The sequence below is a fragment of the Streptomyces sp. DSM 42067 genome (assembly GCF_055792885.1).
Window position 1 is genome coordinate 8043866 of the sequence record NZ_CM147706.1, and the last position, 13271, is coordinate 8057136.

Annotated in this window: 13 protein-coding genes; 10 read left to right on the top strand and 3 right to left on the bottom strand. The window is 70.1% G+C overall.

What is annotated here, in order from left to right; genetic code table 11:
* The first annotated feature begins 6 nt into the window (after nt 1–6).
* The 9 genes from ACSMXV_RS36005 (at nt 7) to ACSMXV_RS36045 (ending at nt 10151) form a co-directional block, all read left to right on the top strand.
* Nucleotides 7–243: a ferredoxin gene (locus ACSMXV_RS36005; RefSeq protein WP_473175287.1), complete on the top strand. Its 237-nt coding sequence runs from the start codon at nt 7–9 to the stop codon at nt 241–243.
* 138 nt (nt 244–381) lie between these two features.
* Entirely contained in the window at nt 382–1167 is a 786-nt protein-coding gene (locus tag ACSMXV_RS36010) for an SDR family oxidoreductase (RefSeq protein ID WP_473175288.1), read from the top strand.
* Nucleotides 1164–1940, top strand: a complete 777-nt coding sequence (locus ACSMXV_RS36015; RefSeq protein WP_473175289.1) for an SDR family oxidoreductase — start codon at nt 1164–1166, stop codon at nt 1938–1940. The genes ACSMXV_RS36010 and ACSMXV_RS36015 overlap by 4 nt, the downstream gene beginning before the upstream one ends.
* Nucleotides 1941–2170: 230 nt before the next feature.
* Nucleotides 2171–3652 (top strand): aldehyde dehydrogenase family protein, encoded by a 1482-nt coding sequence (locus ACSMXV_RS36020; RefSeq protein WP_473175290.1) that lies wholly within the window; start codon nt 2171–2173, stop codon nt 3650–3652.
* A 33-nt stretch (nt 3653–3685) separates the two neighbouring features.
* Nucleotides 3686–4453 (top strand): carboxymuconolactone decarboxylase family protein, encoded by a 768-nt coding sequence (locus ACSMXV_RS36025; RefSeq protein WP_473175291.1) that lies wholly within the window; start codon nt 3686–3688, stop codon nt 4451–4453.
* Nucleotides 4454–4606: 153 nt separating this feature from the next.
* Entirely contained in the window at nt 4607–4762 is a 156-nt protein-coding gene (locus ACSMXV_RS36030; protein ID WP_473175292.1) for a hypothetical protein, read from the top strand.
* Nucleotides 4759–7602 (top strand): family 78 glycoside hydrolase catalytic domain, encoded by a 2844-nt coding sequence (locus ACSMXV_RS36035; RefSeq protein WP_473175293.1) that lies wholly within the window; start codon nt 4759–4761, stop codon nt 7600–7602. The genes ACSMXV_RS36030 and ACSMXV_RS36035 overlap by 4 nt, the downstream gene beginning before the upstream one ends.
* A gap of 189 nt (nt 7603–7791) precedes the next feature.
* Nucleotides 7792–9006, top strand: coding sequence for a cytochrome P450 (locus tag ACSMXV_RS36040; RefSeq protein ID WP_473175294.1), 1215 nt, complete (start codon nt 7792–7794; stop codon nt 9004–9006).
* Nucleotides 9007–9065: 59 nt separating this feature from the next.
* Nucleotides 9066–10151 carry an S-(hydroxymethyl)mycothiol dehydrogenase gene (locus ACSMXV_RS36045; protein ID WP_473175295.1) on the top strand — a complete coding sequence of 362 codons (1086 nt, stop codon included), beginning with the start codon at nt 9066–9068 and terminating at the stop codon, nt 10149–10151.
* 41 nt (nt 10152–10192) lie between these two features.
* Here the strand turns inward: ACSMXV_RS36045 and ACSMXV_RS36050 are convergent, their stop codons facing one another.
* The 3 genes from ACSMXV_RS36050 to ACSMXV_RS36060 are packed head-to-tail and all read right to left on the bottom strand — an operon-like array spanning nt 10193 to nt 12463.
* On the bottom strand, nt 10193–10897 hold the full coding sequence (locus ACSMXV_RS36050; RefSeq protein WP_473175296.1) for a B3/B4 domain-containing protein: 705 nt from the start codon (nt 10895–10897) through the stop codon (nt 10193–10195).
* A 41-nt stretch (nt 10898–10938) separates the two neighbouring features.
* On the bottom strand, nt 10939–11586 hold the full coding sequence (locus tag ACSMXV_RS36055; protein WP_473175297.1) for an FMN-binding negative transcriptional regulator: 648 nt from the start codon (nt 11584–11586) through the stop codon (nt 10939–10941).
* A gap of 40 nt (nt 11587–11626) precedes the next feature.
* Nucleotides 11627–12463, bottom strand: coding sequence for an EamA family transporter (locus tag ACSMXV_RS36060; protein WP_473175298.1), 837 nt, complete (start codon nt 12461–12463; stop codon nt 11627–11629).
* A gap of 118 nt (nt 12464–12581) precedes the next feature.
* On the opposite strand from ACSMXV_RS36060, the gene ACSMXV_RS36065 reads away from it, so the two are divergent.
* Complete coding sequence (locus tag ACSMXV_RS36065) at nt 12582–13166, top strand: helix-turn-helix domain-containing protein (RefSeq protein ID WP_473175299.1); 585 nt, start codon at nt 12582–12584, stop codon at nt 13164–13166.
* Nucleotides 13167–13271 lie beyond the last annotated feature (105 nt).

Below are 13271 nucleotides of genomic sequence, written 5' to 3' on the forward strand. Positions count from 1 at the left end.
AACAAGATGATGACGGATCGTTGGAAAGTCACGGTCGACCCGCGGGTGTGTGTCCGTACGGGGCTGTGCGCGGCCTCCGCGCCGAAGGAGTTCGAGCTCGACGAACGCGGACAGGGTCGCGCGACCTCCGAGACCCTGCCCGCCTCGGAGGAGGTCCTCGAAGTCGCCGAGTCCTGCCCGATCGAGGCGATCTCCATCGCCGACGCGGACACCGGGGAAGCGATCTTTCCGGCGGAGTCATGAACGTGGGGCCGGGCGGCTCGTGGGACTGTCCTCGGCGACATCGTTCGTGGCGGGGGAGACCGACCTGCGGGCACCGGCCCTGCCGCTCCACCCCCGAGCATCCGCCTTCCCATCGGCGAGCGGAGGAAGGACCGTCCGATGAGCATCGATCTGCACAACGCCGTGGCGGTGATCACCGGCGCCGGCAGCGGGATCGGCCGCGCCACCGCCCACGCCTTCGCCCGGCGCGGCGCGCGGGTGGTGGTCACCGACCTCGTCGGCGAGCGGGCGCACTCCGTCGCCGACGAACTCGGCTCCCACGGCGTCGCCACGGTGTGCGACGTCACCAGCCTCGACGACCTGCAAGCGGTCCGGGACCTGGCCCTCGACCACTTCGGCCGCATCGACCTGATCATGAACAACGTGGGGATCCTGGCCGTCGGCCCCGTCGAGGACATCCCTCTCAACGCGTGGCAACGCGTCGTCGACGTCAATCTGCTGAGCGTGGTGCGCAGCAACCTCGTGTTCCTCCCGGTCCTGTTGGAGCAGGGCGCGGGCCACGTGGTCAACACCGCCTCCACGGCGGGCCTGTTGCCCTACGGATTCGACCGACTGCCGTACACCGCGACCAAGCATGCGGTCGTAGGGCTGTCCGAGGCGCTCGCGCTGTACCTGCGCCCGCGCGGCATCGGCGTCTCGTGCCTGTGCCCGGCCGGCGTGGCCACCAACATCGTCGAGCAGATCGCCTTCTACGGGGAACCGGCGCCGCCCCGCGGGCCCAACTTCCCCGTCCTCGATGCCGACTCGGTCGGTGAACTCGTCGCCGACGGCGTCACGCAGAACCGCTTCCTCATACTCACCGCACAGGAAGCCGCCGATGAACTTCGCGAGCGCGGACGTGATGTCGACGCCTACCTGTCCCGTCTGACGAAGGACGTCCCATGAGCAGCACACTCGACAGGCTTCGCCTGGACGGCAAGGTCGCCGTCGTCACCGGCGGTGCCGGCGCCATCGGCCAGGTCTACGGCCGGGCGCTGGCCGAGGCCGGCGCCGCCGTCGTACTGGCGGATCTCAACGGCGAAGGCGCCGAGAGCGCCGCCTCGGCCCTGGCCTCCGATGGTCTGCCCGTGGTCGGCGTGCAGGTCGACATCACCGACCGCGCCTCGGCTGCCGACATGGCAAAGAAGACGGCCGCAGCCTTCGGCGGCATCGACATCCTGGTGAACAACGCCGCGCTCATGGCCGAGATCCCCCAGGTCGACATCCTTGACCTGCCCATGGACTGGTTCGACCGGGTCATGCGCGTGAACGTGTTCGGCGCGGTCGTGTGCGCGGGCGCGGTCAAGGCGTCGATGGTCGAGCGGGGCGGTGGACGGATCATCAACCAGGTGTCCGCCGGCGCCTTCATGGGCGGGGGCATCTACGGGATCAGCAAGCTCGCCCTGGTCAACCTCACCGTCGGCCTCGCGCGCTCGCTCGGCCCGCTGGGCATCAACGTCAACGCCATCGCGCCCGGCCTGGTCGAGAACGAACCGGGCCTGCGCAGCCTGCCGGCCGACCATCCCGCACGCGCCGCGCTGGCGGCATCCATCCCGGGCAAGAAGTCCGCGCCCGCGGAAGACCTGCTCGGCACGCTGCTCCTGCTGGCCTCCCCGGCCGGCGAGTGGATCAACGGTCAGGCGATCAGCGTCGACGGCGGCTGGGTCACGCGGCTGTGATCCCCGCTTCCCCACGCGCTGCTCTAGAGGAAGCGACAGCCATGACACGCGTCGGCATCATCGGGCTGGGCAGCCAGGGGGTGCCGCTGGCGGAGCGGGCCGCGCACACCCTGTCGACGCTGGACAAGCCTCCGGCTCCCTGAGCTCCGCACCCCTCGCGTCGGGCCCGCAACCAACCAGCGGCGCTCCTGCACACCGCCCCATCCGGACGAGAACAAGGCGGAACCGACATGACTTCCTCCACAACCGTGTCCCACGACCTCGGCACCACCGGCCCCCTCGTCGACGGATCCTGGCTCGACCGGACGTCCGCCGGCCAGATGGACCACATCAACCCCGCGACCGCCCGCGCGAACGGCACCGTACTGCTGAGCGGGCCTCAGGAGGTCGACGCTGCCGTCGCCGCAGCGAAAAAGGCCTTCCCCGAGTGGCGGGCGATGTCCCCGGACGACCGCCGGCGCATCCTCCAGCGCGTGGAGGAACTGATGCGGGAGCGCGTCCCCGAGCTCGGGCGGCTCAACACCCTCGAACTCGGCGTCCCGTTCACGACGTCCGCGGCCCTGGCCTACCTGTGTGCAGGATGGTTCGGGTACTACGCGGGCTGGGCCGACAAGATCGAGGGCGCGACGATTCCGCCGAGCCCGCGGATGGTCCCGGGCCTCGACTACACCGTCCCGGAACCGTACGGGGTCATCGGAATCATCCTGACCTGGAACGGTCCGATCATGTCGGTCGGCATGAAGATCGCTCCCGCGCTGGCCGCCGGGAACTGCGTTGTGGTCAAGTCCCCCGATCTGGCCCCTTTCACCGTGGCCCGGTTCGCCGAGATCGCCCTGGAGGCCGGGCTCCCGCCCGGAGTGCTGCACATCGTGCCCGGCGGCCCCGAGGCCGGCGACCGGCTGGTCCGCCACCCCGACGTCGCGAAGATCTCCTTCACCGGAGGGATCCCGACCGCGAAGAAGATCCTCGACGCGGCCCGCCACACCCTCAAGCCGGTCCTGCTCGAACTGGGCGGCAAGACGGCGAACATCGTCTTCCCCGACGCAGATCTCGACGCGGCCGTCGCGGAGACGGTCCGGTCCTGCTACACCCTCTCGGGCCAGGGCTGCAACCTCACCACCCGCATGCTGGTCCACCGCGACGTCTACGACCGGGTGGTCCGCTCCACCGCCGAGGCGGCGGCCGCGCTGCGCGTGGGGGACCCGTTCGACCAAGGCACGGCACTCGGCCCGGTCATCGGCAAGACGGCCCACGAGCGCATCCTCGGCATGATCGAACGGGCTGCCAAGGACAGCAGGGTGGTCGTCGGTGGCCGCCCCGCCGACCGGTCGGCGCTGGCACCGGAGATCCGTGACGGTTACTTCATCGAACCGACGGTCCTGGCCGACGTGGACCCGCACAGCGAGGTGGGCCAGCAGGAGGTGTTCGGCCCGGTGCTGTCGGTCATCCCCTTCGACAGCGAGGACGAGGCGGTCGGGCTGGCCAACTCCACGCCCTACGGCCTCGGCACCGCCGTACAGACCCGCGACGTGTCGCGGGTGCAGCGCATGGTGCCCCTGCTCCAGTCGGGCACCGTGCTCGTCAACGGTGCCTCGGGCCAGCCACCGGGCGCCCCGTTCGGCGGCTACAAGCACAGCGGCTACGGCCGCGAAGGCGGCAAGGAGGGCCTCTACGAGTTCCTCCAGACCAAGAACGTCTTCATCCGCGCATGAGGACATCCCGAACGACGGCCTCAGGAGGCACCCATGGACGGCACCCACGCGGCACGGACCGTGACCGAGGTCATGGCCACCGCCGAACCACCCGCGGCGACCACCCCATTCGGCCGGGCCACGCGTGACTTCCTTTTCGGCGAGGTGTGGTCACGTCCCGGACTGAGCCGCCGGGACCGGCGATGGGTCACGCTGACGTGCGTGGCCGCCGCCGACTCCCCCGGACCCATCGAGGAGCACGTCCACGCGGCACTCGCCAGCGGCGACATCGAGCTCGAGGCCCTTCTGGAGTTCGTCCTGCACTTCGCGGTGTACTGCGGGTGGCCCAAGGCGTCCCACCTGGAGGGCGCGATCGCCCGGCAGTGGGACCGCATCCACCGCGAACGCGGCGAGCAGACCCCGCCATGGCCGCAGCTGCCGAACGACACCCTCGGCCCCGGCGTGTGGGACGAGCGGCTCAAGCGCGGTGTAGAGGAGTTCATCGACGTCAACCTCATGCCCGCACCGCCCACGAACTCGCCGTACCGGCACGCCGGCATCCTGGGCTTCGTCTTCGGGCACGTCTGGCAGCGGCCCGGGCTGACCCGCCGGGAGCGTCGGATCGTCACCGTCGCCAGCGTCGCCCTCGACGACTCGCCCGTCCCGCTGCAGACACATGTCACCGCCGCGCTCCACTCAGGTGACCTCACCAAGGAGGAGATGGACGAGATCGTGCTGCAGTTCGCCGCGTACTACGGATTCGCCAAGGGGGAGGCACTCGCGGACGCGGTCGAGACGGCCTGGGCGTCCAAGCCCGGCTGACAACGTCCTGCGGCCAAAGCATTGTGCCTCGGCACAGGCTGTTCGTAAGCTTTCCACTTGGAAGGTATTGAAACGTTTCAACACCTTCTGAGTACGGGCTGCCGCCGTGTGCGCTGGGGGCCCGTTGCGCCGCTTACGAAAGGAAACTGAGCCGTGGCCGAGGACAACAGAAGTGCGCTGAGCCGCCGACACATGCTGGGCATCATGACGGCGGCGGCAGCCGGGGCCTCCCTCCCGCTCGCCGCTGCCGCGCCGAACGCCGTGGCGGCGAGCTCGGCCGTGTCCGGCGGACGCGGTTCCGTATCGTGAATCTGCAGGTCAACTCCCAGGTAGAGCCCCTGGGCACGGAGACCGCCCCGGCGTTCAGCTGGGTGCCTCCCGTGGTCAAGCAGACCGCGTACGAGATCCAGGTCGGCACCGGTCCCGGCAAGGCGGACGTCTGGCGCAGCGGCAAGGTGGCGAGTCCGAACAGCACCGAAGTGGCCTATGGCGGCGGCGCGCTGCGGTCGGAGCAGGCGTACTTCTGGCGGGTGCGGACCTGGGACGAGAACGGGAAGACCGGTCCCTGGAGCGAGCCCACGACGTGGGAGACCGGCCTGCTGAAGGGTGAGAAGGACTGGTCGGGCGCGCGATGGATCGGTGGGCGCCCGGCGCAGGACCACGACTGGAAGGACCTGACCGCGACCGTCGCCTTCCGCGGCGGTTCCGACGCGGCCGGCGGGCTGTCCTTGCTGCTGCGCGCAGAACCCATCGGCAAGACCTGGGGCGAGGGCCTCAACTGGACCGTCCGGCAGAGCGGCGACGACATGCAGCTGGTCATGAAGACCAGCCACTACGCCGGCAACACCTGGGTGGACGACGGCACCTCCGAGCCGAACTGGGGCGTCGACTACTACGACCCGCAGAGCGAGACCAACCCCACCACCGCGGGCACCCGCAGCGTCCCGGTCGGCACGGTCACCGTCCCCGCCTCCACCGGGCTGACCAAGGACACCTGGGCCACCCGCGACCACACCGTGAAGGTCGCGGCCCACGGGCTCACCGTGACCACCACCGTCAACGGCGTCGAGGTCGACAGCCGTACGCTCACCGGCGACCAGATCCGCCGTCACGGAAGCTTCGGCTTCGGCGGCGGCACCTCCGCCACCGTCCGCAGCGTCAAGGTGACCGGCACCGGCGCCCCCGACTTCTCCGTCGACCTCACCACCGGCGCCAACCCCTTCGAGGCAGGCATCGGCACCCTCGCCGGACTGACCTTCCCGCCCAAGAACCCCTACATCCCCGCCAAGAACGCCGTGCTGCCCATCGCCAACCCGGCACCGGTGCTGCGCCGCGCGTTCACCCTGCCCCGAGGACGCAGCATCGCCAAGGCCCGCCTGCACCTGAGCGCCGCAGGCAACGTCACCTTCACCGTCAACGGCGCCCCGATCACCGTCGACGGCAAGCGGGCAGCCCATGACGGGACCAATGTGCCCCGGCTGCTCACCGACCAGAGCACCTACGACCGTACGGTCCTGTACGACACCTTCGACGTCACCGCGTTGCTGGAGGCCGACGGGGAGAACGTCGTGGCCGCCGAGCTCGGACGCGGCTGGTACGGGGTGACGACGCCCCAGGAGTGGTACTGGCAGCTCGCCCCCTACGCCGGCCAGCCCCGCCTGCGCGCGAAGCTCGTCGTGACCTACACCGACGGTTCCGCCACCACGCTGGTCACGGACAAGGACTGGCTCAGCGCGGACGGGCCCACGACGTTCGACTCCGTCTACTCGGGCGAGAAGTACGACGCGCGGCGTGCGGACGAGCTGGGGGAGTGGCGCTCGGTCGGCTACCGCACCGGCCGCGAGTGGCGCCCGGCCACCGTGCTGATCCAGCCAGGCAGCTGCGCAGGCCCCTCACCGAAGCACCACGGCGCGCTGCCGGCCACGACTGTTCCCGAGGGCTTCAAGCCTGCCGTCGTACGGGCTCACGAGGCGGAGCCTGTGCTGGTCAGCCAGACGCTGCGCCCGGTGTCGATCAAGGAGACGGCGACCGGCTCGGGGACCTGGGTCCTGGACTACGGCCAGATCCTGACGGGCTTCGTCCGCCTGCAGCTCACCGGCATACGCCCCGACAAGGAGGGCCTCACCCTGCGGCTCCGCGGCGGCAACCGGATCGTCGCCGGCGACGGCACGGCCGCCTCCCCGCTCTCTGTCGAGGAGGAGAACTTCCAGCACGACGCCAATCTCCAGACGCACTACTACACCCTCAGCACGCGGTCGACGCAGACCTGGGGACAGCAGTTCAGCCACTTCGGCTTCCGCTATCTGGAAGTCATGAACCTCGAGGCGGTCCTCGGACGAGCCCCCGACCTCACACGCGACGCGGACCTGCTGACCGTCGATGTCGCCCGCACCGGTTTCGCCCGCACCGGCACCTTCACCACGGACAACGCCCTGATCAACCGCCTCCAGCGCAACCTGGAGTGGGCCGAGCAGAACAACCTGGTGCAGAAGCCCACCGACACCCCGTCACGGGAGAAGAACGGCTGGACCGGCGACGCCATGGCCAGCTCCGAGTCGGAGTCCCTCACCTGGGACGTCAACGCCGTCTTCACCAACTGGCTGCGCCACTTCCCCGACAACCAGATCTCCACCGGCCAGCTCCCCGTGATCGTCCCCCTCGGCAAGGGTGGATTCGGCTACGACCACACCCCCGGCTGGAACGCCGCGTGGAAGGCGGTACCCGCCTGGGACTCGGCATACTTCGTCATGCCGAGGGAGCTGTACACGTACTACGGCAACAGCAGCCTGTTCGCCGAGCTCTACGACCACCAGGACACGCTCCTGAAGTACTACGAGACGCTGTTCACCGCCGAGAACGACTACAAGTTCGAAGCCTCCCTCGGCGCCTACTCCGGTGCGGAAAGCCCCGGCAGCAATGCCGTCATCAGCCTCGCCTTCTACATCCACTTCTGCGACTACATGCACGAGGTGGGCCGGGGGCTCGGCCGCACCGAACGCGCCGCGCACTACGCGAAGTTGGCGCGGACGCTCCGCAAGGCGTTCATCGCGAACTACTGGGACGCGTCCAAGGGCCACTTCACCCAGGGCAGCATCTCCAGCGAGAACGCCGCAGCCGGACCATCGGGACTCGGTGCTGGCCGACCATGAACGGGCGGCGAACGACTGCATGTTCCTGTGCGTGTCGCGTTCCTGCGGCGACCGTCTCGTTCTCGATCTCTGAGGTCCCCTCCGCTCTCTGGAATTCCTTCGCTTTCTGAGACCGCTCTCTGAGACCGCTCTCTGAAACCGATCTATGAGGCCGACCTCTGAGATCCTTCACTTCCCCGAGGAGCCGTGATGACCGAGGCACTGGAGCGTGCCATCGTGCCGCCCGTCAGTGACGCCGACCCGTTCGCCCATGAGGTCCTCCTGGACCCCGAACCGCTGCACCAGGCCCTGCGCGAGGCCGGTCCGGTCGTATACCTCTCGCGCTACGACGTCCACGCACTGGCCCGCTACGAGCAGGTGCACGCGGCTCTGGTGGACTGGCAGCGCTTCGAGTCGGGTTCGGGTGTGGGACTGGCCAACTTCCGGCACGAGAAGCCGTGGCGTCCGCCGAGCCTGCTGCTGGAGGCCGATCCGCCCCTGCACGACGCCCCGCGCCGGATCCTGCGCGAGATCCTGGCCCCGCCCGCCCTGCGCCGCCTGCGCGCGTCGTGGGCAGCCGTGGCCGAGGAACTCGTCGACCAAGTCCTCGCCGAGGGAACCGAGTTCGATGCCTTCACCGCGCTGGCCGAGGCCTTCCCGCTGCGGGCCTTCCCGGACGCCGTGGGCCTCGGCCCGGAAGGCCGGGAGAACCTCCTGCCGTACGGCAACATGGCCTTCAACGCCTTCGGACCGCGCAACGACCTCGTCGCGGCCGACGCGCACTGCACGGCCGAGCTGTCGGCATGGGTGAACACCCAGTGCCGGCGCGAGGCGCTGAGCGAGGACGGCTTCGGCGCGCAGATCTGGGCCGCCGCCGATCGCGGTGATCTCACGTACGAACAGGCGCCGTTGGTGGTGCGTTCGCTGCTCACGGCCGGCGTCGACACCACGGTGCACGGCCTGGCGGCCTGCCTGTACGCCTTCGCCACCCACCCCGGCGAGTGGCAACGACTGTGGGGCCGACCGGAGTTGGCGCGGGCCGCGTTCGACGAGGCGGTCCGCTGGCAGTCACCGGTGCAGACCTTCTTCCGCACCGCGACCACCGACGTCACCATCGCCGGCACGGTCGTCCCCAAGGACACGAAGATCCTCATGTTCCTCGGGGCGGCCAACCGCGACCCGGACCGTTGGCACGATCCAGACCGCTTCGACCTCACCCGTGACCCTTCCGGCCATGTCGGCTTCGGCATGGGCCTGCACCAGTGCGTCGGCCAGCATGTTGCCCGTCTCGAGGCCGAAGCGTTGCTGACCGCCTTGGCCGGCCGCATCGAGCGGATCGAACTCGCGGGCACACCGCACCGCCACCCCAACAACACCCTGCGCTCGTGGGCGTCCCTGCCCCTGCGCGTCCAGCCGACTGCCTGACCAGCCGTCGACATCGGCTCCGTCGCAAACATCTCTGCGGAAAGTGAAGGAACCCAGCAATGTCCCAGCAGGTACGAGGCGTCGTCGCGCGGGCCAAGGGCGCGCCGGTCGGCATCGAGACGATCGTGATCCCCGACCCGGGGCCGGGGGAGGCGGGGGTGCGGATCCAGGCTTGCGGCGTGTGTCACACCGACCTCCACTACCGTGAGGGCGGTATCAACGACGAGTTCCCCTTCCTGCTCGGCCACGAGGCGGCAGGCATTGTGGAGACGGTCGGCGAAGGTGTTACCGACGTCGAACCAGGGGACTTCGTGATCCTCAACTGGCGTGCCGTGTGCGGCCAGTGCCGGGCCTGTCTGCGCGGCCGGCCCTGGTACTGCTTCGACACCCACAACGCGCGGCAGAAGATGACCCTCACCGACGGCACCGAGCTGTCCCCGGCCCTGGGCATCGGCGCCTTCGCCGAGAAGACCTTGGTCGCGGCCGGGCAGTGCACGAAGGTCGACCCGGCCGCGTCACCGGCCGCCGCGGGCCTGCTGGGCTGTGGCGTGATGGCAGGCATCGGCGCCGCGCTCAACACCGGCAACGTCGGCCGCGGCGACTCGGTCGCCGTCATCGGCTGCGGCGGCGTCGGCGACGCGGCCATCGCCGGGTCCCACCTGGCCGGCGCGGCGAGGATCATCGCGGTGGACATCGACGACCGCAAGCTGGAGACCGCCCGAGCCCTGGGCGCCACGCACACGGTCAACTCGCGCGGGACCGACCCCGTCGAGGCGATCCGCGAGCTGACCGGTGGCTTCGGCGCCGACGTCCTCATTGAGGCCGTCGGCCGCCCCGAAACCTACAAACAGGCCTTCTACGCCCGCGACCTGGCCGGGACGGTGGTACTCGTCGGCGTGCCCACGCCCGAGTTGAAGCTCGAACTGCCGCTGCTGGACGTCTTCGGCCGGGGCGGGGCGCTGAAGTCGTCCGGGTACGGCGACTGCCTGCCCTCCCGGGACTTCCCCATCCTGATCGACCTGTACCTCCAGGGCCGTCTGGACCTCGACGCGTTCGTCAGCGAGACGATCGCCCTGGACGGGGTCGAGGACGCCTTCGCCCGGATGCACAAGGGCGACGTGCTCCGCTCCGTGGTCGTGCTCTGACGGCCTCCCGTAACGAGCACCTGGTCACGTCCGGCACCTCGTCAAGCGACCTGGGGTTGTGCCGGGCTGAGGTAGTGCACGGCGGTCTGTTCGGCGTGCGGGGCGAGCAGGTCCTGGAGTTCGTCCGCTGCGACCTTGAGGAGGTCGCCGTCACGGGTGGCGTGGAGGGTTTCGAGGAGGAAGGCGACGTGTGTGGAGTCCTCGGTGACGCGGGTGCGGTGGGCGTCGCGGTGGTTCCAGTGGCGGGTCAGGACGCCGGTGGTGTCCGCGTAGATGATCTCGCCGGGCTTGGGGTTCTCGACGGTGTCGGGTTCGCCGAGCGGGGTGAAGGACTCGGTGCCGTCCGCGTGGCGGATGACCACGTCGCCGGTGACGTGGTCGAGGTCGAAGGCACCGGCGGGCAGGCCATGACGGACGGAGACGGCGTTGTAGGAGTCGACAGCAGGGTTGATGCGCGGCAGGGCTCCCTTCTTCGCGATGCGGCGGCCGAGGGCGTCGACGCTGGGACGGATGCGGCGGGGGTTGGTGCCGAAGGAGCGGTAGGCGGTGTGCCATGCCTCGATGCGCGGGTCGGTCTCGTCGGCGGGGTGCCAGGTGCCGTCGGCGAGTTGCTGCTCAAGGTCCTCCACGGCGGCGGCGGTGTGGGGCCAGGATTCACGGCCGCGCAGGCCGGAGGCGGTGACCAGGGCGATGAGGGTGTCGGGGAAGGCGTCCGCGATGGCGGGGGCGAGGCGGAAGGCGGCCACGGGAGGGATTCCGTTTCTGTGTCGGGGCTGGGGGGTGAGGGTCAGGACTTCCAGGGGCCGATGCGGTCCAGGCGGCGGCGCTGCTGGAGCGCGGTGGGGACGTCGAGGCCCTGGCCGCGTGTGGTGAGGTGGTCGGCTACGGCGGTGCGGTACTCGACGGGCTTGTGGTCGTCGTACTTGAACTTGGCCCGTACCTCGGCGACTTCCAGGCGCAGGCCGCGGATGCCGGGCAGCATTCGGCCGTAGGGCGGCTGGTCGACGGCGACGGGGGCGTGGTCGCCGTCGGGCTGGAAGTGGGCGAGCTGGCGGCGCAGCAGGTCGGCCTTGGCCTCGGGGTCGTCGACGATGTGGGCGCGGCAGGTGAACTGGACGGCCGTGTAGTAGCTGGTGGGGACGCCGTCGTTGGGCGGGGTGCCGGCCTTGGCGCGCCAGGGGCCGGGGATGAAGGCGTAGTCACCGAAGACGGTGAAGAGGACGTTCGGGTCGTTCTCGATCGCCTTCCAGACCGGGTTGGGCCGGGCGAGGTGGATCAGAAGGTCGGGTCCGTCGCAGGTGAAGTGGGTGGGAACGGCGACGGGCGGGTGGCCGGGCAGGCCGTTGACGTTGAGCTGTCCGAAGTCGTGGCCTTCGGCGATCCAGGTCTGCCATTCGGCTTCGTCCAGGTCGGCGTCCCAGGGCTGGATGAACATGCGGTCTCCTTGCGGGGCGGTGGTGGGTGGCGGGGCTTGCTCAGGTCAGGGCGAGGAGGCTGACGGCGACGGTGGCGGTACCCAGGCCGACGAGTTGGCCGCGGTGGATGCGTTCGGCGAGTACGCCCCGGGCGAGCAGGACGGTGCCGGCCGGGTAGAGGGCGGTGATCACGGCGACGACGGCGAGGTCACCGCTGCGGGCGGCGAGCAGGAACAGCAGGTTCGCCACGGAGTCCAGCACACCCGCGGCTGCCGACATCGCATAGGCGGGCCGCTCGGGGCCCAGCCTGCGGTGCAGCAACCCCGCCGCGGCCAGGGTGACGGCCGAGGAGACCGCCCTACCGATGATCAGCGGGGCCACCCCGCTGTCGGTGGGCGCCTGGTGGAGAAAGATCAGCTGGAGGGCGATGGCGGCGCCGGCTCCGAAGGCCAGCAGCAGCGCCGTGCGTGAGGGGCGCGCCGACCCGGCGCCGTGTCCGGCGCTGACCAGGACCACCGCCACCAGCGCGAGGGGCAGGCCCACCAGTCCGGCGGTGGCCAGGTGCTCGCCCTGCAGCAGGCCCACACCGACGGGCAGGGTTGCGGACACCAGCGCGGTCACGGGTGAGAGCACGTTCATCGGACCGATTGCCAGGGTGCGGTAGAGCAGGGCGAACGCGGCGGCGGAGGCGACCCCGGATGCGGCACCCCAGCCGAGGGCGCCGGCGCTGAACGAGGCGCCGAGCACCGGCCACAGCAGCAGTTCGACCGCGAGACTGGCCGGGGCCGCGATCATCACGGTACGCAGCACATGAGCCTTACGGGCTCCCAGGCCGCCGAGGAAGTCGGCGCACCCGTAAGCGAGTGAGCTGCCCAGGGCCAGCAGCAGAGCGATCACGGCACATCCCTTAGTATTGCAATGGAACGACTAAACCGTACAATGGACCGACCGCTCTTTGTCAATCAAACGACCGGACGGTGCATTCAAGTGGTCCACTCGCGAGGACGGTGATCGGATGGCCGAGACAGAGGCAGCCCTGCGGACGCTCGCGCACAACGTCAGGACGGCCCGCAACCGCGCGGGCCTGTCCCTCGATGAACTCAGCCGGCGAGCTCAGGTCAGCAAGGGCGCCTTGGTGGGTCTGGAGAAAGCCCAGGGCAACCCGAATTTCGCCACCCTGGTCCGGCTGGCCGACACCCTCGGCATCTCGGTGTCAGCCCTGATGGAAGGCCCGACCGAAGGTCGCGTCCGCGTCGTGACCGCCGACACCCTCGCGCCGCTGTGGACCGGAACGCAGGGCAGCGAGGCCCGCCTCATGCTGACGACCTCGGGCCCGGCCCCGGTCGAGGTCTGGCGCTGGAAACTGGAACCGGGCGAGGAATACCCCAGCCACCCCCACCAGGCCGGGGTCGTCGAAACCGTCAGTGTCACCTCCGGCCGGATGACCCTGATCGTCGACGGCACCGAGCACACCGTCGAAGCAGGACAGACCGCCACCTTCGACGGCGACGCGCCCCACACCTACCGCGGCTCCGGCACCGAAACCTGCCACCTGATCATGACGGTCCACCTGCCGCCAGGTCCCGGCTCCACAACCTGACCTGCGCCACCGCTAAGCGCTCCGCTGGAAATCCGGTGCAACACCTGCGGGTCCGTCGTGGCTGGTCGCGCAGTTCCCCGCGCCCCTTACGGGGCGCGGTACCGC